We start from the raw sequence: 20,554 nt of genomic DNA on the forward strand, positions 1-20,554 counted from the left end.
CGGCCCATCATCCGCTTCCCCCGTGAAACCGGCGTCCTGATAGCGACGGTGCAACGGACGCGGGACCGGGCTTTGTTCGGCCTCCGCGACCCGCAGTAGGGTCCAGCGTATGTCCGTGAACATTCACCTCTCGCTGCACATCAACGACCTCTCCTCCTCCGACGAGGCCGACGCCGTGGAGACCGCGCTGAGAACGGTCCTGCGGGACCACTCGATCGAGAAGGAGGTGAGGGTCGGCGTCTTCCTGAGTCCGCACTGGGTCAAGGTGACGAGTGAGGACGGTCCGTTGAGCGTCAGACGCTTCGGGCAGTGGAGTGTCGCCTTCGAGCGCGACGTCACGGAGGCGGTCCGTGCCGTCGCGCCCTCGGCGGACATCGATCTGGAATGGGACTACCCGGACTACGACTGAATCCGCCTCACCGAGCGCGATCCAGCATCAGCGAGCGCGATCGAGCCGGTGATTCACCCCGCGGAGCTCATCCCAGCAGGGCGGCGGCCTCCTGGAAGTCGTCGTACGCCTCGACGCACTGCTGGCCCGCGACGAGCAGGGTCGACCGGTCGGTCAGCGCTCTGGCGAGAACGGCAGGGCCATGGTCCTCGCCCAGCCCGGCCGACCGGCGGGCCAGTACCACTCCCTCGTCGAACAGCGGCCGCAGGTTCTCCAGGAACCGGTAGTGATGCCACTGCTGGTGGAGCGCCGACCGGATGGTCAACCTGCGCTGAACGGTGACCAGTTCAGCCAGGTGGCGGCGCGGATCGCGTTCGGCCAGGGGAGTGAGGACGGCGACTTCCTCCTCCAGCGTGGCCCGCCCCTCGACGTACGCGTGCCTGATGTCGGGCGACCAGTCGAGGGAGCCGAACGGCGGTGCCGGCCGGCCCGGAGCCGGCTGTTCGTCCGCTCGTCCCGACAGGCCCAACAGGACCGTCCACCGGTCGAGGATGTTGCCCCAGCTCTTCCGTTCGCCGCTCGCCGCCAACTCGGCGAGCAGCGTGCCGATTTCACCTCGCGCTGCGCGGGCCTCATCGTGCCGAGCCCGGGCGTCGAGCATCTGGGAGAGACGGACCAGCTCCCACAACCTGATGGACAGCGACGTGCGGACGCCTTCCAGTTCTCCGCGGGTGGCGGCCGAGAGTTCGGTGAGCGCATCGATCGCCGCATCGTGCAGACCGGCCGCGTCCAGCTCGGCCGACCACTCGACCATGGACCACCAGAGCCCGCTGCCCGAGGCATCGTCGGCCGACCGAAGGGCCTCGACCATCTCCCCGTACAGCTGCGCCGCCTCGAGGTGGCGGCCCTCCTCGGCCAGCCCGGCTGCCAGGGGCGCGCACCCGAACACGGGGCTCGCCACCTTGCCGTCCTCGAACGCCCGGCGTCCGGTCAGAGCCATCTCCTCGCGAACGGCGAAGCCCTCCGCCCGCCGGCCGAGCGTGTACAGCTGCCGCTGGTAGTCGTTCAGGGTGTCGATCAGCAGCTCGGTTCGCTTCGGTTCCGACGCGTCCAGCTTGCGCACGGCGGCGAGTGCCTCAGCGGTCAGGTTCAGCCGGATCTCCGGCTGGTTCCGGAACTCCTGGTGACTGAGCATCAGCAGTGCCCGGGCCAGCTTCGGCAGATAGGTCAGCGGTCCCACTTGGGCGAGCACTCGGTACGCCCGGATCTCCTCGTGAAGGCCGATTCTGCCGGAGCCGAGCAGGATCGCGCGTGCTCGTAGGACCGATTCGTGATCGACGTTCTCGGAGTGATTCATGAGGGCGATTGTGGGAGTTTTCGAGGGGGCCGGACAAGGTTCCCGGGACGTGCTGTTCGTCCTACGAAAATGCCCTCTGACCTGTCATGATGGGTGTGTCATAACTCCGCCGGCCGAGAAATGGGACGGCCCGGGCAGCACCGCGGGCCCGCGTCACCGACCGGAACCGGGCCCCCTCTGCCTACGGGCGCCGCGTACCGTGGGCGGTCCGAGCCAGGGGGAAACGTCATGTTGAAGGCTTTCGCCGACCTGTCCACGCCGCTGGTGGCCGATGCCTGCGTCCGCACCGATGTGCCGTTGCGTGTCGCACCACCGGGGATCGGTGCCGTGGTCCCGGGACACCGCATCGCGGGACGGGCGCTGCCGGTTCGGCATTACGGCAGTGTGGATGTGTTCCTTGAGGCGTTCGGTCAGGCGGCCGAAGGCGACGTGCTGGTCATCGACAACGGTGGCCGGTCGGACGAGGCCTGTGTCGGTGACCTCGCGGTGCTGGAGGCCGAAGCGGCCGGGCTGGCGGGCCTGGTGGTGTGGGGGCTGCACCGTGACACACCGGAGCTGGCCGAGATCGGGTTGCCGGTGTTCAGCTACGGCAGCTACCCGCCCGGTCCGGTACGGCTGGACGAGCGGGAGCCCGAGGCGTTGGTCACCGCGCGGTTCGGGCCGCATGTGGTGTCGGACGCCGACATCGTGTTCGGTGACGCCGACGGCGTGCTGTTCGTCGCCGCGGACCGTGCCGAGGAAGTGCTGACGACGGCGCACGCCATCCGGCGGACCGAACGGGAACAGGCCCGCCGGATCCGCGCCGGCGAGACACTGCGCCGCCAGACGAACTTCGACGAGTACCTGGCGCGCCGCGCCGACGATCCCTCACTCACCTTCCGCCGGCATCTGCGGCGGATCGGCGGTGCCATCGAGGAGTAGGCCGGCTGCGATCGGCACACCGCGACGGCCGCACCGCAGGGGGCGGTACGGCCGTCGCGGTTCCGTGCTAATTCCAGCCGGTCAGTCCGGCGCCGTAGGGATAGAGCGGGTTTCCGTACGTGGTCGGTACCGGTTGTCCGGCGTCGATCTTCGCTCGGATCTCGGCGCGTTGGGCGTCCGTGGCGCCGAGGTCGTAGGGCAGGTCCCAGCTCTCGTTCGCGTCCGCGACCGTGTCGGTGCCGCCGGGCTTGAGGACCTGGTCCAGGCTCCGGGGCAGCTGCCAGGGCAGCTTCCCCCTGGGGGTGTAGTCCCCGAAGAGCAGAGCGGCCGTCGCCGGGCCCGTCTCCTCACCACCGCGATAGGTCACCACGATGGCGTCCGCCAGACCGTTCCAGTCGCCGATCACGATCGGCCGGGGCAGCGTCAGGACGACCACCACCGGAATCCCCTGGTTCTTGAAGTTCTGGATGACGGCGAGCTGATCCGGCGGCAGATAGGGCTGGGTGTCCACCCACGCGGTGGCGTGGGTGTAGGACGGCTCTCCGACGGCTACGACGGCGAGCTTGGGGGAGGGGCCGGTGTCCTGGTAGACGTTGACCCCGGACTTGGCGGCCCTGGCCCGGATGGCCTCCAGCGGGGTGAGTGAGCCGTAGTCGGGGTGGAAGTAGCTGGACCAGATGCAGCACGCGGCGCCGTCGGTGGCGCGGGCGCCGGCGACGACGATGTTGTCGCCCGCGTTGAGCTTGACCGGGAGCACGCCGTTGTTCTTGAGCAGGGTGGTGGACTCGCGCGCGGCCTGGTTGGCGAGGGCGGTGTAGGACGGCTGGTGGAACCGGTAGGGGCCGTTGACCGGGTCGCCGTAGGGGTGGTCGAAGATGCCGAGTTCGAACTTCAGCCGCAGGATCCGGGTCACCGCGTCGTTGATCCGCGCGAGCGGTACCTGGGCTTCGAAGCCGGCCATGGTGAACCCGACGGCGCCCGGGTCGGCGCCGCCCATCACGTCGGACCCGGCGTTGGCCGCGTTCACCCACGCGCCGGAGGGCAGCCAGTCCGTGGTGATCAGACCGGTGTAACCGATGTTCTGCCGCAGGTAGTTGAGGATCTTGGCGCTGTCGCCGGCGCCGGGGCCGCCCGGGTCGAGATAGGAGCTGCCCGCGTACCCCGGCATGATGTTGACCGCGCCGGCTTCGATCGCGGCCCGGAACGGGATCATGTGGTACTTGATCGTCACCGCGTCGTAGACGATGCCGGCCTCGCCGCCCGCGCCTTCGCCGGGCCAGTGCTTGACGGTGGCGAGGACGGAGCCGGGGTTGAGTTCCGGGCCGCCCTGCAACCCGGCTACCTGCGCCCGCAGTTGGGCCGCCGCGACGTCGGCGTTCTCGCCGCCGCCCTCCTGGATGCGCGGGTAGAGCACCTTGGTGCCGACCTCGGCGAGCGGTGAGAGCGTGCCGCGCGCGCCGACCTCCAGCTCCTCCTTGCGCTGCATGTCCCCCAGCCGGTAGTCGAGTGGATAGTCCTTGCCCGCGGCCAGCGCACTCTGCAGCGGGTACGTGGTCTGGTAGCCGGCGGTGGTGTCGCCCGCGGACACGGGCGGGATGCCCAGCCGGGTGGCTGCCGTGGAGATCAGTACGTTGTTCAGGTCGGCCGGTTGGGCGGGTCCGAAGTGCCAGCCCGACATCGGGTAGGACTGGACGTTGTAGAACATCTGGAAGGCCTTCTCCTCCAGCGTCATCCGGCCCAGGAGATCGGCGGTCCGGGTGGTGATCGGCTGCCGCCAGTCCTCGTACGGCTCGATGGTGCCGTTCTTGTTGAGGTCCCGGGCACCGTTGACGATGGCGACGCCGTCGTTCACGGTCTCGATGTCGGGCAGGTAGAGGCTGAAGGTGCGGATGTCGGAGGTGGTGCGCGCGCCGGAGCCGCTCACCGCGACGACGTACCACTTGTAGGTCCACCGGTCGCTGATGTCCCAGGCCGGGGTGTACGTCGTGCCGGTGGGTTCGGCGACCTTGGTGTAGAGGTCGAGCAGGTTGCCCGGGGCCGCGAAGTCGTAGTCGGTGCGGCTGATGTTGAGCCAGACCTCGTAGTGGGCGGTCCCCGCGACGCCGGCCCAGGAGAGCGCCGGCCTGCGGGTGTTCGTGACCATGGCCTTGTCCGCGGGTGCCGACAGCGCGAACTGGTTCACCGTGGCCGGTGCCTTGGTGGGTCCGGAGAGCAGGGGCGGGGTGGCGGTGGACGTGTCGACGGTGCCCAGGACCTGGAACTCCCACAGGGAGTAGCCGTAGCCGGTGGCCCGAGCGGTGCCGGTCAGCCGGACGTAGCGGCCCTTGCCGTTGACGGTGAGGTTCTCGACGCCGCCCTTGCCGCTGGTGGTGCTGTAGAGGGGCGACCAGGTGGTGGCGTCGTCGGACACGTCGAGGTGGTAACCCGTGGCGTAGGCGGACTCCCAGTTCAGCGAGACACCGGTGACCGTGGCCCGGCCGCCGAGGTCGACCTGCAGCCACTGGCTGTCGGTGTACAGGCTGGACCAGCGGGTGTTGGTGCGCCCGTCCAGCGCCGCCGCGGGAGCGTTGGCACCCTCCCATGAGGAGGCCGAGACCTGCTTGTACGCGGAGATGACCGCGCCGCCCGGGTCGCCCGGATCACCGGGGCCTCCGGAGCCGCCGGTGTGGACCGCGAACTCCCACAGGGAGTAGCCGTATCCGGTGGCGCGCGCCGTGCCGTACATCCGGACGTAGCGGCCGGTCCCGCTGACGGTGAGGTTCTGGGTTCCTCCGCCGCCGGCAGCGGTGGTGTAGACGCTGGTCCAGTTGCCGGTTCCGGTGTCGGAGACCTGGATCTGGAAGGCCGTGGCGTACGCGGTCTCCCAGGTCAGGGAGACCTGGCAGATGTCCTGGGCGGAGCCGAGGTCGACCTGTAGCCACTGCGGGTCGGTGGCCGCGCTGGACCAGCGGGTTCCGGCGTTGCCGTCGACCGCCGCGGTCGCGGGGGTGCCGCCGTTCTCGGTCGACGACGCGGTCGCCGGACGGTTCACGGCGGCGTTGTCCGTGCCGCAGGCGCCGGGCTGCGTGCCGCCGCCGGTGCCGTAGACCTGGAACTCCCACAGGGAGTAGCCGTAGCCGGTCGCCCGGGTGGTCCCGTAGATCCGGACGTAGCGCCCGGAGGCGGTCACGTCGAGGGTCTGGTGGCCGCCCGGGCCGGTGGTGGTGGAGTAGGCGTCGGTCCAGGTGGTGCCGTTGCCGGAGACCTGGATCGTGAACGCCGTGGCGTAGGCGGCCTCCCAGTTGAGGGCGACCTGGGTGATGTCCTGGGTGGAGCCGAGGTCGACCTGCAGCCACTGCGGGTCGGTGGCGGCGCTCGACCAGCGGGTTCCGGCGTCGCCGTCGACCGCCGCCGATGCCGGGGTGCCCGCGTTCTCCGTCGAGGACGCGGTCGCGGGCTTGCCCTGCGACAACAGGGTGGTGGCCGCGTTCGCGGTGACGTTCATGGCGCCGAGAGCGCCACCGGTCGCGAGGACTCCCGCGAGTAACACCGCGATCAGTCGTCGACGCCGTGCGAGGTGTTGGAGGAGGAGAGACAGGAGGCTCATGCACATCTCCGTGGGGTGGGGTGTGATGCCTCTTGCCACCGCCACGCCGTCATGAGCCCGACGACGGTGCGGCGGCTGTGGGCTGGTTCGCCTTGCTACTGCGGGCTGTTATGGGTTCGGGCAATGGCGCCAAGGGTGCTGGAGAGCGCTCTCCCGGGGGGAGTTTCTTCCAATGCCCGAACACTGTCAACAGATTCGACAGACCCCGTGCCGAGCCGGGCACCGTCGGCGGACCGCAGCGATCTTCACCTTCGTGGCGTGACGGCGCCGTGGGCCGGGCTGCGACAAGTCACCGCGGCGGGTCACCGCGGCGGGTCACCGCGACCGGTCGTCGGGACCGGTCACCGGGACCGGGAACGTCCACGGGCCTCGAACAGCAGCGGAAGGAGCGAGACGGCGACGATCAGCGCGACGATCAGCAGCAGGTACCGCTCGATGCCCGGTACGGCGTTCCCCAGCCAGTAGCCGGCCAGCACGAGGCTCTGCGACCAGGCCAGCCCTCCGACGATCTGCCAGAGGGTGAACGTGCGCACCGGCACGTTCAGCGCGCCCGCCAGGGGGCTCAGCACCGTACGGACCACGGGGATGAAGCGGCCGATCACGATCACCTTGCGGTATCCGTAGCGGCGCAGCAGCTCGTCCGAGCGGGTCACCGCCGACTTCAGCCGTTCGTTCCGGCCGCGGGCCAGCGCCGCACGGCCGCCGTGCCGCCCCAGCAGGAAGCCGACCTGCGCGCCGGCGACCGACCCGACGGCCGCACAGAGGAGCACCTGCCACAGGGACAGGTGCGGACCCGATTCGACGCCGCCGGCGCAGAGCACTCCGGCGGGGAAGAGCAGGGTGTCCCCGGGCAGGAAGAAGCCGACCACCAGCAGACCCGATTCGGCGAAGACCACCACCAGCACGGCCAGCGCGCCGAAGGCCGCGAGCAGGGAAGCCCCGCTCGTCGGGTCGACCGCCATGAGCGCCCAGCTCATGGCGTCCCGGCTGGATGGCGCCAAACATCCGCGTGTCGTCCTGCACGGGAACTGAACACATCTTGAACGGTACCCGCGCGGCCTGGGGTCGGCCCGGCGAGGACCTGGCCGAAGGAGCGTCCACGACCGATCGAAGGTAACGGTGCGTGATCGGGTCGGGCTAGGGCGCTCGCGTGCTCGCCAGACCCGCTCCGCAGACGGCGCAGAGCTGGTGCACCCAGTAGCCGCCGTCATGCCATGCCGTGGTGCCGTTCCTCGTTCCACACACACGGCACGCGGGGATCCGGTCGCCGTCGCGCCGCACGGATGAACGCAGGACCCGTTCGACCACGACGGGCAGCGCCTCGGTGGGGTGCCGCACCGGGTCGGGGCAGTGGACGAGGATTCCCGGCCGGGATCGCCCGCCCCGCCAGCTGCCGGCGTCGACCGGCCGCCGTTCGCCCCGCGCCTTTTCATGCCGCCGCCGGGAAGCGTAGGCGCGCTCGTCGGCGAGCCAGAGCTGCCGGGCCAGATGCAGTTCCTCGACAGCCCTTACGAGCGATCCCGGATCCCTCTCCGGCTCCCTGGGTATCCGGGCGCTCCAGCTCAGATGGTGGTACGTGGCCCGGAAGCCGTAGGGCGCGAAGTTCTGGCGGCAATGGCGCAGATGCGAGTGCCGGACGCGCGCGGACAGACCTTCGTCATGGACCCGCCGCCGGTGCGTCGCGAAGCTGCTCATGCCCTGACGCTACGGCCGGTGACGCGAGCGCCGCACCAGACTTGTCGGGGGTGTCGATATGGCCGGGCCCCGTTCGTACAGAGGGTGGGACGCCGGCAGGCTGTGTCGGCGCGGCAGAAGGGCTGTGAGACGGATGAACGAGATGCGGACGTTGCTTTCCGGGCGGGGGCTGCTCGAGTCGCCGCGCTGGCACGGTGACCGGTTGTACTTCTCCGACTGGTCCGCGGGCGAGGTCGTCGCCGTGGACCTCCAGGGCCGCAGCGAGGTGATCGCCCGGGTGAAGTCGCTGCCGCTGTGTACGGACTGGCTCCCGGACGGCCGGCTGGTGATCGTCTCGTCCCTCGACGGACTGCTGCTGCGCCGGGAGCGTGATGAGTCGCTGGTCGTCCACGCGGAACTGGGCATGCCGGGGTGGAACGACATCGTGGTGGACGGCCGCGGCAACGCCTACGTCAACCGCGCCGGCTTCGACCCGATGGCCGGCGAGGCGGTCGAGCCCGGGTTCGTATATCTGGCGGCGGCGGACGGATCGGTGCGCCAGGTGGCCGACGACATCCTGTTCCCCAACGGGATGGCGGTGACCCCCGACAACTCCACCCTGATCGTCGCGGACTCGTACCGGCACAGCCTGGTGGCCTTCGCCATCGGCGCCGACGGCGGGCTGTCCGGCCGGCGCGTCTGGGCCGACCTCGGCGAGGGCACCCCCGACGGCATCTGCACCGACGCCGAGGGCGCGGTCTGGTACGCCGACGTGCCCAACAAGCGGTGCGTACGCGTCGCCGAAGGCGGTGAGGTGCTGCAGGTCGTCGAGCTGGACCGCGGCGGCTTCGCTTGCGCGCTCGGCGGACAGGACGGGACGACGCTGTTCGTGGTGGCGGCGGAGTGGCGGGGCATGTCAGAACTGGTGGCTCCCGGCAGCGGTCAGGTGCTGAGCATCGAGGTCGGGGTACCGGGGGCGGGCCGGCCGTGATGCCGTGACCGGGCGGCGGATCGCAAGGGCCTGCTGAGGGATCTCCGCCGATTCGGTGGCTGCGGCTTCGGTGGATTCGGCGCCGGGTCCTGTGCGCCGCGCACGGCGCTGGAAGGATGCCGCCCATGCCCTTCCTGGTCGCTCCCGCGATATCCACCGGTGCTCTCGCCGCCTCCGGCCAGCCTGTTCTGCCGGTCGGAGCCGATGCGTCGCTCCGCCCCTGGCTGCTGTCCGACGCCGAGGCCGTGCGGGAGGCGTTCCAGGATCCGGCGATCCAGCGCTGGCATGTGCGGAGAGCGGATTCCGTGGACGAGGCGCGGGAGTGGATCAGAGGGTGGCGGAGCGGTTGGCGGGACGAGACGGAAGCGCACTGGGCGATCGTCGATGCCGCGAGTGACGCGCTGCTGGGCCGTATGGCCCTGAAGTCCCTGTCCTTGGCGGACGGCAAGGCCGAACTCGCCTACTGGACGGTGCCGTCGGCACGCGGTCGTGGATTGTGCCCTCGCGCGGTCACGGCGCTGACGCGTTGGGCGCTGGGGGAGGGCGGGTTCCACCGCATCGAGCTGGAACACTCGACCGCCAATCAGGCGTCATGCCGGGTGGCGGTCAAGGCCGGTTTCGACGAGGAGGGAACCCGTCGCGGAGCGGCGCTGCACGCCGACGGTTGGCATGACATGCACCTTCACGCCCGTGTCCGGCAGGACCGGCAGCCCTCATGACGTCGAAAACCCGCGCCACCGGCCGGACCGTGCGAAGGCCGGGCCGGTACGGGGTGGACCGGGTACGAGGAGGACCGGGTTCGGGATGGATCGGGTACGGAGTCGACCGGTCCGGGGTGGGCCGGAGGCTTTCTCAGGCCTGGTCGAGGAAGCGGACGGACCATGCGTAGCCGCTGGTGCTGCTGGAAGGGACCTGGCGGACTTCCGTCACCCGGCAGCCGTCATGGGCGTACTTGCGGGCGAACCGGTCCAGACGCTGTGCCTCGTCGAGTGCTTCCATGGACAGGGGAGCGCCCACGACGAGGTCCTCGTGCAGCGTCGCTCCGTCGGTGGCGTCGGTGGAACAGGTACGGCATTGGTGCGTTGCGGGTAGGGGCATGGTTCCAGTGTGCGCCTGATGTGCCACATAGCCCGCATGCGTGCCTCCGGCCGATCCGGGGGATCGTCACCAGAGCTTGTCGATCTCGCCCGGATACAGCTCGATACGGGCGTGGGCGAACGCCTCCCGCCCCTCGCGTCCCGCGGTGGAGAAGAAGTCCGCCATGGTGACCTTGCCGAAGCCCGGCTGGTCGCTCGGAAAGGGAGTCTGCGGCGTTCCCCCGATGAGCACGGCCCCGGGAAGCAGCTGCCAGCCGGCGCTCTCGTAGAACGTCTGGAGCGGCCGGTCGCAGGTGAACAACCCCAGGTCCAGGTCTCGTGCGGGCATCGCCTCCCGGGCGGCGGCCACCAGCTGTCGGCCATATCCGTGACCACGTGTGTCCTGGCGCGTCACCACGGTGCTCAGCCCGCCCACGGCATAGCGCCGCCCGGCGTGGACGATCTCCTTGGACAGGATGTCCAGCGCGGACAACACCGTGCCGTCCTCCACGAGGAGCATCGACAGCGGACGAAGCGCCGGATCATGGGTCGGCGCCTCGTCAGGGACCGGCCGGCCCTTCCCGGGCGGCCATGCCTGGCGCTGGATCTCCAGCACCTGGACCCGCAGCTCGGACGGAGTGGCCTCTTCGGGGAACGACAGGATCTGCACCTGCTGATTCTGTTCACACACCGCGCCGGCGCAAGCCCCGGCATGACCCGGGATCCGGTCACGGCTGCGTGGAGAGCCGGGTGTCGAGCGTCAGCGTGAGGTGGTGCACCGCGCGGTGGGGGACCGAGATGGCGTGGTACTCGCTGTAACGCACCGCGGGACCCGCACGGAAGTGCAGGCGCAGCAGTTCCTCGATCGCGGCGACCGTCGCTTCGTCGGCCGCCTCGATGCTGACGTTGCCGTATCCGTCGGGAAGCTCGTCTGTCCTCATGTCTCTGTTGTAGGCCGACTCCGTCGACGGCGCTCGGTGGCGTGAACGGAGCCGGTTGCCCGGGCCGGAACGGACCACTCCGCCGAAGCCGGGCCGTGCGCCCGAAAGCATTGACGCCTGCTCAGGCCAGCCGCAGCGTGATGTAGGCGATGGTGTCGCCCGGCAGCACGTACCTCTCGAATTCGACGAATCCGTGCGCCAGCGCGAACCGCAGCCCGTCCGTGTTGGATGCCAGGACGATCGTCTCGATCACCTCGGCGCCCAGCTTCCGCGCTTGTGCCAGCCCCTCCGCATAGATCTCGCCGCCGAACCCCTGCCCGCGGTGAGCGGGCAGCACCCGGGCGATCACCGTGGCCGTCGAGGTGTCGTCCGTGGGCGGGCGCACCGTCGAGCAGCCCACCAGAACGTCGCCGAGATACGCGACGTCCAACCGGTTGCGCCGCACGCGTTCGCGCACGTCGTCGAGGGACAGGGGATCGGTCGGGATGATCAGGTTGTGGACGTGCTGCCAGTCCTTGACGGCGGCCTCGCCGTCGACCTGCTCGATGCGGAGGTTGGGCATCGGAACAGAGAATCGCACGCGTCGCCGGGCGTCAACCGATAACGGGCCTCGGGGCCGGAAGGGTTGAGCTCCGGGGACGCGGACGCGGTGCTGCCCGGCGGGATGTGACATCCGCCGGGCAGCACCGCGTGGGAGTGGGTGGCTCAGGGTCGGGTCAGCAGGCGCCGAGGTCCTGCCAGACGCCCCACTCACCGGTGGTGCCGGGCTCCTCGCCCGTGGTCCACCACTTGGCCTTCCAGGTGTGGCCCTTGTGGGAGACCTGCATGCCGTTGGTGTACACGGCGCCGCTCGCCCAGGCGGCGGCGGTGCACTGGTGGCCCGTCCCGCCGGTGACGGTCAGGGTGTAGGTCGCCGTGTGGCTGCCGGAGGTACCCGAGCCGGTGACGCTGATGGTGTAGGTACCCGATACGGTCGCCGCGGTCGTGGCGAGGGTGAGCGTCGAGGAGCCGCCCGCCGTCACCGAGGTGGGACTCAGCGAGGCGGTGATACCTGCGGGGGCTCCGCTGACGGTGAGGCCGACCGTCTGCGCCTGGCCCGCCGTCACCGCGGTCTTCACGCTGCTGGTGGCCGAGCTGCCCGCGACCACGGACCCGGAGGCGGGGGTGGCCGTCACCGAGAAGTCGTTGGTCGGGGTCGTGGTCCCGCTGGTGAAGGGCGCGAAGATGTGGGTGAAGTCCCAGGTGTTCTGCTGGATACCGGAGCAGTTGTCGGCGGCCGCGCCGCCCGGGCAGCCGCCGTTGTCACGCTGCAGTGCCCAGAACGAGAGGGTGTTGACGCCCTTGGAGACCGCCCAATTGTAGACCTGGGTGGCGTTGGCCACCGTGAAGGTCTCGGCCAGCCCGAAGTCGTCGACGCCCGGCATCTCGGTGATGCCGACCATGGCCCAGCGCTGGGCGGAGGTCTTACCGGGATAGAGCTGCCCGAGCTGGTTGTACAGGCCCGTTGCGGCGGTCTGGGTGTCGTTCGCCATGTTGTGGGTGGCGTTGTCGTAGTAGTCGAACGTCATGAGGTTCGCGACGTCGACCCGCGCGCCGTTGGCGACGGCGTTCTGCAGCACCGCGAGCCCGGTCGCGCCGAGGCCGCTGGTGGTCGTCGGGAGCGTGTAGGAGACCTCGACCTTGCGGCCGTTGGCCGCCGCCCAGTCCTGGACGAGCTTGATGGCCTTGTTCCGCCGGTCGATGCCCGCGGTGTTGTCCAGCGAGTCGACCTCGACGTCCATGTCGAGCCGCGAGATGTCGTAGGTCGTGATGACCTTCTCGTACGCGGCGGCGATCTGGTTGACGTCGGTACAGCTGTCGGCGATCTCGGTGCCGGTGCTGTCCGCGGTGTAGCCGCCGAACGAGGGGATGACGTCCCCGCCCCTGCCCTGAATGGTCTTGATGTCGGCGCCGAAGTTGGCGGCGGCGATCGGCATCCCGCTGTCGCCGTTCCAGTACACCGTGCAGGAGCCCTTGGTCGCCGCCTGGATGAACGCCATCGTCAGGTGCTTCGCACCGGACTGGGCGGCCAGGGCGGCGGGGCTCTCGCCGGTCCATGCCTCGAAGTAGGGGGCGAAGACGTGGGCCGGCAGGGGGGTGGCCGCCTGAACCGTGCCGCCGCTGAGCGCGGCCAGGCCAACGGCGGCCACAGCGGTGACGGTCGCGGTGAGGACCGCGCGGAGGGAGCGCATGCTTCTCATGCTTGTCCAAGCTGTGAGGGGGGTGGCCGCCAATTCCCTTGGTGCGGGGCGGCTTTGAGTATGGGACCCCTCGAGCAGGTAGCATGTCAATGGTCTGGACCAAGATAGGACTAGACCAATACCCGGACGGGCTCGCCTCCCGCCAGTCCAGCGGGCGCTCAGCGCAGTGGACCACGCCCGGACGCCGCCGCACGTTGGCCGGAACAGTACGTGTACGGGCCGGCCCCCGCGGTCGCGGAGGCCGGCCCGTACCCGGTGTGGATCAGGCTGCGCCCTCGGTGCTCCAGCCCGGGACCTGGAACCGGGCAGTGAGGTCCGTGCTGCGGACCTCCTCGCCGCAGTCGCGGCAGACGACGGCGGGATCGAGGTCGGCGCCGCAGGAGTGCTCGAAGACGGTCGGCGGCAGATCCGTCAGATGCTGGTCGCCCCAGTGCATCAGCATGAGGAGCACCGGGCGCAGGTCGCGGCCGGCCGCGGTCGCGACATACTCGAACCGGGGCGGCCGCTCGTTGTAGAGGCTCTTCTCCAGGACTCCCACCTCCACCAGACGGCGCAGCCGGGCGGCGAGGATGTCGCGCGGGGCTCCGGTGTTGCGCGCGATGGCATCGAAGCGCCGGACGCCGAAGAAGACCTCGCGCAGCACCAGCAGGGAGTACTTCTCGCCGATCATGCCGAGCGCGTCGGCGATCGAGCAGGGGCGCGATGTGGTCATACCTCCACCGTAGACCAGGTGGGTTTGCATATCCAACCTACGGCGCTATGGTGAATCCAGTTTTCCAACTTACTGATCGCGTTCGAGAGCTGCGAGAGCTTTCGAGAGTTGAGGAGGCGACCGCCATGCGCGACGCCGTCATCGTCGAAGCCGTCCGTACCCCGATCGGAAAGGGCCGGCCGACGGGCACGCTCGCCGGCGTGCACCCGGTCGAGCTGCTCGCCCACACCCTGCGCACCCTCATCGACCGGGCCGGCATGGATCCGGCGCTCGTCGACGACGTGGTCGGCGGCTGTGTCGACCAGGTGGGTGAGCAGGCCATGAACACCACTCGTTACGCCTGGCTGTCGGCCGGGTTCCCGGACTCCGTGCCGGCGACCACGGTGGACCGTCAGTGCGGCTCCTCGCAGCAGGCCGTCCACTTCGCGGCCCAGGGAGTCATCGCCGGGGCCTACGACCTGGTCGTGGCGTGTGGCGTCGAGTCGATGAGCCGGGTGCCGATGTGGTCCAACGTGCCGGCGGGCGCCGACCCGTTCGGCCCGGGGATCGCGGCCCGCTACCCCGACGGGCTCGTCCCGCAGGGCATCAGCGCCGAGCTGATCGCCGCCAAGTGGTCCATCACCCGCGATCGGATGGACGACTTCGCCACCACGTCCCACCGCCGCGCGGCCGCCGCCCACGCCGACGGTCGCTTCGTCGCCGAAATCGCCCCCGTGACCACGGATGCCGGTGTGGTCGACACCGACGAATCCGTCCGTCCCGGCACCACGCCGGAGGTGCTCGCCGGCCTCCGCCCGTCGTTCGCCGACCCCGCCTTCGCCGAGCGGTACCCGCAGATCAACTGGTCGGTGACGGCCGGAAACAGCAGCCCGGTCAACGACGGCGCCTCCGCCGTCCTGATCACGTCCAGCGAAACGGCCGCCAAGCTGGGGCTGCGGCCCAAGGCCCGGCTGCACAGTTTCGCCGTCACGGGCTCGGACCCGCTCATGATGCTGACCGGAGTCGTCCCCGCCACCGAGAAGGTGCTGCGCCGGGCCGGACTCGGACTGGACGACATCGATCTGTTCGAGGTCAACGAGGCCTTCGCGAGTGTGGTCCTGGCCTGGCTCCAGGAGACCGGAGCCGACCCCGCCAAGGTGAACGTCAACGGTGGCGCCATCGCACTCGGCCACCCGCTCGGCGCCAGTGGCACCCGACTCATGACCACGCTCGTCAACGCCATGGGACAGCGCGGCGCGCGGTTCGCCCTGCAGACGATGTGCGAGGCCGGCGGACTCGCCAACGCCACCATCCTGGAGTCGCTCCAGTAGTCAGTGGTCCGTGATGGGAGCGGCTCGGGCCACCGCGTGTTCCCGTTTCTGCGGGCCGACCAGCCGCGCCACCCCGGCCAGGACCGCCCGCGCCTCGCCCGTGAGGCCGGGAGCGGCCCGGAAGTGGCCCGCTTCGTCGAGGTGGTCCTCGATGGCCGGGATCGAGAGCGTGTGCGCGGCGGGGCGGAGGCCCACACGTGAGAGGACCGGCCGGATCATCTTGACGGCCGGGGCGCCGCCCGACGCTCCAGTGCTGTAGCTGATGAGTCCCACCGGTTTGCCCTGCCACTCCTGGTAGAGGGAGTCGATGGCGTTCTTGAGGGGAGCGGTGAAGCCGCCGTTGTACATCGGCATGACGAAGACGAAGCACTCGGCGGCGCCGATCACCGCGCTCCAGTCCTTGGTGTGCTGGTGCACGTAGTGACCGTCGGACGGCAGGCCGGGTTCGTCCAGGAACGGCAGGGCGACCTCGGCCAGGTCGATCAGGGTGGAGTCGAACGGGCCCTGGGCGGTGGCGAGTTCGGTGACCCAGCGGGCGAGGGCGCGGCCCGAGGAGGTGGGTCGGGTGCTGGCGGAGATGATGTGCAGCCGGGTCACGGTGCCTCCCAAGTAGTTGACGTGTCACGCATAACGCTAGAGGCAAGTAGATGACACGTCAACCATGGCCCGGTAGGCTGGGGCGATGACCGAGGAACCCCGCTGGCTGACCGACCGTGAACAACGGGCATGGCAGGCGTACCGAAGGATGTTCCTGCTGCTCAACGCCCAGCTCGCACGTGATCTCGGGCAGGACAGCGGCCTCTCGGAGCCCGACTACGACGTGCTGTCCTCCCTCGGCGCCGGCCCCCGCCACCGGCGGCGGATCAGCGACCTCGCCGACCACATGCTCTGGTCGCGCAGCCGTCTCTCGCACCATCTGGCGCGGATGGAGAAGCGTGGTCTGGTGGTGCGCGAGGAATGCGACACCGACGGCCGCGGCGCGATCGTCGCGCTGACCGAGGACGGCTTGCTGACGCTCGACCAGGCCGCGCCGTTGCATGTGGAGTCCGTGCGCAGACACTTCATCGATCTGCTGGACCCCGAGCAGATCGACGCGTTCGCCGGTATCGGAGAACGCGTCGTGAACCGGCTCGCCCCCACCGGGGACGACGGCTGACGGCCCATGCCTGTCCGACCCCCGGGCACGTCGCCGTGATCACGCACCCCGTTCATCTGGGAAACTTCGGACATGAAGCCAACCGATGCCACCACCGGTGCCACGATCACGGCCCCGCGCTCCGGGGAAGAGATCCGCGCGTACCTGGTCGGACTGCTGAACGCCGCGCTGCCCCGGCCGGAGGTGTTCGGCGGGGAGATCGCCCTGCGCACGCTGCTCGACCACCTGGCCTTCGCGGACCGCCGCGAACAGGCCTGGGCGGACGAGAACCAGGCGCTGCGGGCCAGTGGGGCGTTCCAGGCAACCGGTGTCATCGGCGGATTCGCCCTTATGCTGCCGGACCACCGCGACCAGAAGGCCGCGGCCTCCGTCTACGCCGAGTTCGCCCATCGCAACGGCTGGCTGGAGCTGGACCGGGCGCTCACGCCCGAGGAGTACCAGGCGCTGCTCGGCGAGGTGCCCGGCTGGTGCTCGGAGAACAAGTGGTTCACCGATGTGGTCGAGTCGTTCGGGCCGCCCTCGCTGCTCATCGGCGGTACGAATCCGCAGTTCCCGAAGACGCTGGGCTACGCCACCGAGCGCCCCGGGGATCCGATGGTCTTCTTCCACCTCTGGAACGGGACCCGGCCGGGAAACCCGCCGGAGGGTGCGCCGATGTACGGCCAGCCCGTCGTGATGGCGGTGCGCCGCGCCGACGGTGGCGACGGCCCGTTTTCCGACACGTTCACCTTCACCCCGGAGGGCGCGCACCGCAGGCCGCCGCCGCAGGAGTACTGATCACGGCCGGGATCGCGTGACCCTATGAACTGTTGATGGCCCTTGCTACCCTCCGCCGCATGATTTCCACGGTTGTCTGGGGCACCGGAAATGTCGGGCGCGCTGCCGTCCGTGCCGTCGAGGCTCACCCGGCGCTGAAACTCGTGAACGTGCTTGTCCACAACCCCGAGAAGGTCGGCCGTGACGCGGGCGATCTCAGCGGGCTCGACTACCCGTTGGGTGTCGCGGCGACCGATGACATCGACGCGGTGCTGGCCGCCGGTCCCCGAGCAGTGGTGTACGCGGCATCCGGTGACATCCGTCCCGACGAGGCCCTCGCCGACATCGTCAGGGCGCTCCGGGCCGGGGCCGTGGTCGTCAGCCCAGCGCTGTACCCGCTCTACGACCACCGCAACGCCCCGGCGGAGTTCCGCGAACCGGTGCTGGCCGCCATCGCGGAGGGCGGCGGCTCGCTGTTCGCCTCCGGGGTCGACCCGGGCTGGGGCAACGACGTACTGCCCCTGTTGATCAGTGGACTCGGTACCACCGTCGATGTGATCCGCTGTCAGGAGATCTTCGACTACTCCACCTACGAGCAGCCGGACTCCGTCCGGTACCTCGTCGGCATGGGCCAGCCGATGGACTACGAGCCGCTGATGCTGATGGAGACGATCCCCACCATGGTGTGGGGCGGTCAGATACGGATGATGGCCCGGGCGCTCGGCGTCGAACTCGACGAGATCCGCGAGACGATGGCCCGGCGGCCGCTCGAGACCACCGTGACCACCAGGACGATGGGCGAGTTCGAAGCCGGCACCCAGGGCGCGGTGCGGTTCGAGGTACAGGGCATCGTCGAGGGCGAGGCCCGCATCGTCATCGAGCACGTCACCCGTATCCACCCGTCCTGCGCACCGGACTGGCCGACGCCGCCCGACGGCACCGGCGCACACCGGGTGATCATCGAGGGCCGGCCGCGTATCGAGGTCACCATCGAGGCCAGTGACGAGGGCGAGAACCGGTCCGCGGGCGGGAACGCCACCGCGGTCGGCCGGCTGGTGGGCGCCATCGACTGGCTCGTGGACGCGGAGCCCGGACTCTACGACGCACTCGACGTCCCGCTGCGTCCCGCAGTCGGCAAACTCGGAAGGAAGCAACGATGAACATCGACATCCCCGAGGGCCAGGAGCCGATCGGGTACGTGTGGGGCGACATGGTCCCCGGCATCGGGATGGCCGCCGCGAACTTCTCGCTGTCGGTGTACGCCCATACGACCCTGGGACTGCGCGAGTTCGAGGCCGCCAGGCTGCGGATCGCTCAGATCAACGGGTGCCTGTTCTGCCTCGACTGGCGCACCGACCGGGACGGCGAGAAGGTCGAGGAGGAGTTCCCCGACGCGGTCACCGAATGGCGCACCACCGACGCGTTCGACGACCGCACCCGCCTCGCCGCCGAGTACGCCGAGCGCTACGCCCTGGACCACCACGGCCTCGACGACGCGTTCTGGGACCGGATGACCACGCACTACACCCAGGTCGAGATCGTGGAGCTGAGCATGAGCATCGGCTCCTGGCTGGCGTTCGGCCGGCTCAACCACGTACTGGGCCTCGACGCGGTGTGCGTGCTGCCCACGGGTTGAGGTGTTCCGGGGCCGCCCGGTACGACCGGCCGGCCCCGGGTTCGGGCTCCCCCCGTAGGAGGCACCTTCCGTCGTCTCCTACGGGCCGGCCGCCGCAGTGGGCCGTCGCGCCGGCCGGTCGCAGCAGGCCGGCGCATCAGGCTGTCGCCACGGGACCTACAGGTCGGTGGCGATGATCTTCTCGATATTGCGTTCGGCGAGTGCCGTGATGGTGACGAACGGGTTGACGCTGGTGTTGCCGGGGATCAGCGCGCCGTCGATGACGTACAGGCCGGAGTAGCCGTACAGCCGGCCGTAGTTGTCGGTGGCCTTGTTCAGCACCGCGCCGCCGAGCGGGTGGTACGTGAGGGTGTCGTTCCAGATCTTGTAGACGCCGAACAGGTCGGTCCGGTAGATCGTCCCCTCTTTCGCGTTGATCTTGTCGAAGATCGTCTTGGCCATGTCGATGGACGGCTGCTTCCAGGCGGTCTGCCAGTCCAGGTCGACCCGGTTGGCGCCGGCGTTCCAGGTGAACGTGCCGCGGTTCGGGTTCTTGGTGATCGACAGATAGAACGACGCGAACGTCTCGATCCCGGTGGGCAGCGGCGCGACCTCGGCGAACGCGCCGCCGGCGGCCCAGTTGTCGATGCCTCCGCAGGGGATGGTCGCCTGGAGCGAGCCGGTCGGGTCCCAGATGTGGTTGGCCCGGCCGCACATCACGTTGCCGTTGTCGCCCCAGCCCTTGCCGATCTCGCTGTTGAGGTTGGGCAGTGCGCCGGTGGCCTTCAGCTTGGTCAGCAGCTTACTGGTGCCGACGCTGCCCGCCGCGAAGAACACCTTGTCCGCTGTCACGGTCTTGGTGACGGTGGTGTCGCCGTTGGTGTTGATCTGGTCGATGAGGACCGTGTAGCCGCCGCCGGAGGCCGGGGAGACCGAGGTGACCTTGTGCAGTGGCGAGATGGTGACCTTGCCGGTCGCCTTGATCTGTGCGATGTACGTCTTCTGGAGCGACTTCTTGCCGTAGTTGTTGCCGTACAGGATCTCGCCCACCAGCGCCGACTTGGTCGCGGTGCCCGCCGCCTCCTGCTTCATGTAGTCCCAGTCGTATACGTCCGGCACGAAGACGAACGGGAAGCCGGAGCGCTGGGCCTGCTTGCGGCCGACCCGGGCGTACTGGTAGCAGTCGGTCGTGTCGAACCAGGCCGGGTCGATGGTGCCGACGCCGAGCCCGGCGTTGGCGCGCGGGTAGTAGGTGTTGTACATCTCGTCGGCGTTCACGGACGGGAGGATGGCGCCGAAGTTCTCGCGCTTCGGGGTGACGGCCATACCGCCGTTGACCAGCGAACCGCCGCCGACGCCGCGGCCCTGGTAGACGGTGATGCCGCTGAAGTCCTCGGCGTCCAGGATCCCGGTGTAGCGGGGGATGCTCTTGTCGATCGGGATGCCGAAGAAGTTGCTGAGGGGCTGTTTGGTCTTGGTGCGCAGCCAGTAGGAGCGGTTGTCCGGCGAGGTCGTGTTGCAGAAGATCTTGCCGTCCGAGCCGGGGGTGTCCCAGGCCATGCCCATCTCGACCATCTGTACGTTGACGCCCGCCTGCGCGAGACGTAGGGCGGCTACGGAGCCGCCGTAGCCGGTCCCGATCACCAGAACCGGAACGTGGGCGCCGTTGTCGATCACGGCAGCCGCGGGGGCGGCAGCTGCCTGGGCTGCGGTGACGCGCGCGGAGAGCGTCACGGCTCCCAGAATAGAACCTGTTCCTGCGATGAACCGACGGCGTGAAACGCCCCCAGAACCGTTACCGCGCATGGTAGAGTCGCTCATGTGACGTTCC

Annotated in this window: 21 protein-coding genes and 1 pseudogene; 9 read left to right on the plus strand and 13 right to left on the minus strand. The window is 69.7% G+C overall.

Annotated features, from left to right (window positions below):
* The first annotated feature begins 109 nt into the window (after window positions 1–109).
* Window positions 110–409 carry a hypothetical protein gene (locus G3I60_RS00910; protein ID WP_164292629.1) on the plus strand — a complete coding sequence of 100 codons (300 nt, stop codon included), beginning with the start codon at window positions 110–112 and terminating at the stop codon, window positions 407–409.
* A 67-nt stretch (window positions 410–476) separates the two neighbouring features.
* Here the strand turns inward: G3I60_RS00910 and G3I60_RS00915 are convergent, their stop codons facing one another.
* Window positions 477–1,745, minus strand: coding sequence for a hypothetical protein (locus tag G3I60_RS00915; RefSeq protein ID WP_164292628.1), 1,269 nt, complete (start codon window positions 1,743–1,745; stop codon window positions 477–479).
* Window positions 1,746–1,973: 228 nt separating this feature from the next.
* Between G3I60_RS00915 and G3I60_RS00920 the strand changes: the two genes are divergently transcribed.
* Window positions 1,974–2,666: an RraA family protein gene (locus G3I60_RS00920; protein ID WP_164292627.1), complete on the plus strand. Its 693-nt coding sequence runs from the start codon at window positions 1,974–1,976 to the stop codon at window positions 2,664–2,666.
* A 67-nt stretch (window positions 2,667–2,733) separates the two neighbouring features.
* On the opposite strand, the gene G3I60_RS44950 is transcribed toward G3I60_RS00920, so the two are convergent.
* The 4 genes and pseudogenes from G3I60_RS44950 to G3I60_RS00935 all read right to left on the minus strand — a co-directional run bounded on the left by G3I60_RS44950 (window position 2,734) and on the right by G3I60_RS00935 (window position 7,947).
* Window positions 2,734–4,809: a glycoside hydrolase family 3 C-terminal domain-containing protein gene (locus G3I60_RS44950; RefSeq protein ID WP_343241914.1), complete on the minus strand. Its 2,076-nt coding sequence runs from the start codon at window positions 4,807–4,809 to the stop codon at window positions 2,734–2,736.
* Window positions 4,810–4,908: 99 nt separating this feature from the next.
* Window positions 4,909–6,150: pseudogene (locus G3I60_RS44955) on the minus strand (discoidin domain-containing protein); the annotation flags it as partial.
* A gap of 443 nt (window positions 6,151–6,593) precedes the next feature.
* Window positions 6,594–7,229, minus strand: coding sequence for a DedA family protein (locus tag G3I60_RS00930; protein ID WP_138351467.1), 636 nt, complete (start codon window positions 7,227–7,229; stop codon window positions 6,594–6,596).
* Window positions 7,230–7,389: 160 nt separating this feature from the next.
* Complete coding sequence (locus G3I60_RS00935; protein WP_164292626.1) at window positions 7,390–7,947, minus strand: hypothetical protein; 558 nt, start codon at window positions 7,945–7,947, stop codon at window positions 7,390–7,392.
* Window positions 7,948–8,080: 133 nt separating this feature from the next.
* On the opposite strand from G3I60_RS00935, the gene G3I60_RS00940 reads away from it, so the two are divergent.
* The gene (locus tag G3I60_RS00940) at window positions 8,081–8,917 is read left to right on the plus strand and encodes an SMP-30/gluconolactonase/LRE family protein (RefSeq protein WP_164292625.1); all 837 of its coding nucleotides are present in this window, start codon (window positions 8,081–8,083) and stop codon (window positions 8,915–8,917) included.
* A gap of 125 nt (window positions 8,918–9,042) precedes the next feature.
* Entirely contained in the window at window positions 9,043–9,636 is a 594-nt protein-coding gene (locus G3I60_RS00945; RefSeq protein WP_164292624.1) for a GNAT family N-acetyltransferase, read from the plus strand.
* A gap of 133 nt (window positions 9,637–9,769) precedes the next feature.
* On the opposite strand, the gene G3I60_RS00950 is transcribed toward G3I60_RS00945, so the two are convergent.
* From G3I60_RS00950 to G3I60_RS00975, 6 genes are all read right to left on the minus strand, one after another.
* Window positions 9,770–10,015 (minus strand): hypothetical protein, encoded by a 246-nt coding sequence (locus G3I60_RS00950; RefSeq protein ID WP_138351472.1) that lies wholly within the window; start codon window positions 10,013–10,015, stop codon window positions 9,770–9,772.
* 66 nt (window positions 10,016–10,081) lie between these two features.
* Window positions 10,082–10,663, minus strand: coding sequence for a GNAT family N-acetyltransferase (locus G3I60_RS00955; protein ID WP_164292623.1), 582 nt, complete (start codon window positions 10,661–10,663; stop codon window positions 10,082–10,084).
* Between the two features lie 58 nt (window positions 10,664–10,721).
* Window positions 10,722–10,934, minus strand: coding sequence for a hypothetical protein (locus tag G3I60_RS00960; RefSeq protein ID WP_164292622.1), 213 nt, complete (start codon window positions 10,932–10,934; stop codon window positions 10,722–10,724).
* A 121-nt stretch (window positions 10,935–11,055) separates the two neighbouring features.
* The gene (locus G3I60_RS00965) at window positions 11,056–11,496 is read right to left on the minus strand and encodes a GNAT family N-acetyltransferase (protein ID WP_164292621.1); all 441 of its coding nucleotides are present in this window, start codon (window positions 11,494–11,496) and stop codon (window positions 11,056–11,058) included.
* 154 nt (window positions 11,497–11,650) lie between these two features.
* Complete coding sequence (locus G3I60_RS00970; RefSeq protein ID WP_164292620.1) at window positions 11,651–13,174, minus strand: chitinase; 1,524 nt, start codon at window positions 13,172–13,174, stop codon at window positions 11,651–11,653.
* A 262-nt stretch (window positions 13,175–13,436) separates the two neighbouring features.
* The gene (locus G3I60_RS00975; RefSeq protein WP_138351477.1) at window positions 13,437–13,886 is read right to left on the minus strand and encodes a helix-turn-helix domain-containing protein; all 450 of its coding nucleotides are present in this window, start codon (window positions 13,884–13,886) and stop codon (window positions 13,437–13,439) included.
* 125 nt (window positions 13,887–14,011) lie between these two features.
* Here G3I60_RS00975 and G3I60_RS00980 point away from each other — a divergent pair, with 125 nt between their 5' ends.
* Complete coding sequence (locus G3I60_RS00980; RefSeq protein ID WP_164606423.1) at window positions 14,012–15,196, plus strand: thiolase family protein; 1,185 nt, start codon at window positions 14,012–14,014, stop codon at window positions 15,194–15,196.
* Here G3I60_RS00980 and G3I60_RS00985 read toward each other — a convergent pair whose 3' ends face one another.
* Complete coding sequence (locus G3I60_RS00985) at window positions 15,197–15,793, minus strand: NAD(P)H-dependent oxidoreductase (protein ID WP_164292618.1); 597 nt, start codon at window positions 15,791–15,793, stop codon at window positions 15,197–15,199.
* An 85-nt stretch (window positions 15,794–15,878) separates the two neighbouring features.
* On the opposite strand from G3I60_RS00985, the gene G3I60_RS00990 reads away from it, so the two are divergent.
* The 4 genes from G3I60_RS00990 (at window position 15,879) to G3I60_RS01005 (ending at window position 18,744) form a co-directional block, all read left to right on the plus strand.
* On the plus strand, window positions 15,879–16,352 hold the full coding sequence (locus G3I60_RS00990) for a MarR family winged helix-turn-helix transcriptional regulator (RefSeq protein ID WP_138351480.1): 474 nt from the start codon (window positions 15,879–15,881) through the stop codon (window positions 16,350–16,352).
* A gap of 72 nt (window positions 16,353–16,424) precedes the next feature.
* A complete protein-coding gene (locus tag G3I60_RS00995; protein WP_203671825.1) occupies window positions 16,425–17,129 on the plus strand; it encodes a hypothetical protein in 705 nt (234 codons plus the stop codon).
* Between the two features lie 59 nt (window positions 17,130–17,188).
* Entirely contained in the window at window positions 17,189–18,268 is a 1,080-nt protein-coding gene (locus G3I60_RS01000; protein WP_164292617.1) for a dihydrodipicolinate reductase, read from the plus strand.
* Complete coding sequence (locus G3I60_RS01005) at window positions 18,265–18,744, plus strand: carboxymuconolactone decarboxylase family protein (protein ID WP_164292616.1); 480 nt, start codon at window positions 18,265–18,267, stop codon at window positions 18,742–18,744. Before G3I60_RS01000 ends, G3I60_RS01005 begins: the two co-directional genes overlap by 4 nt.
* Window positions 18,745–18,900: 156 nt before the next feature.
* Here the strand turns inward: G3I60_RS01005 and G3I60_RS01010 are convergent, their stop codons facing one another.
* Window positions 18,901–20,544: a GMC oxidoreductase gene (locus G3I60_RS01010; protein ID WP_138351484.1), complete on the minus strand. Its 1,644-nt coding sequence runs from the start codon at window positions 20,542–20,544 to the stop codon at window positions 18,901–18,903.
* Window positions 20,545–20,554: the final 10 nt, after the last annotated feature.

The sequence above is a fragment of the Streptomyces sp. SID13666 genome (genome assembly GCF_010548325.1).
Classification (GTDB): domain Bacteria; phylum Actinomycetota; class Actinomycetes; order Streptomycetales; family Streptomycetaceae; genus Actinacidiphila; species Actinacidiphila fildesensis.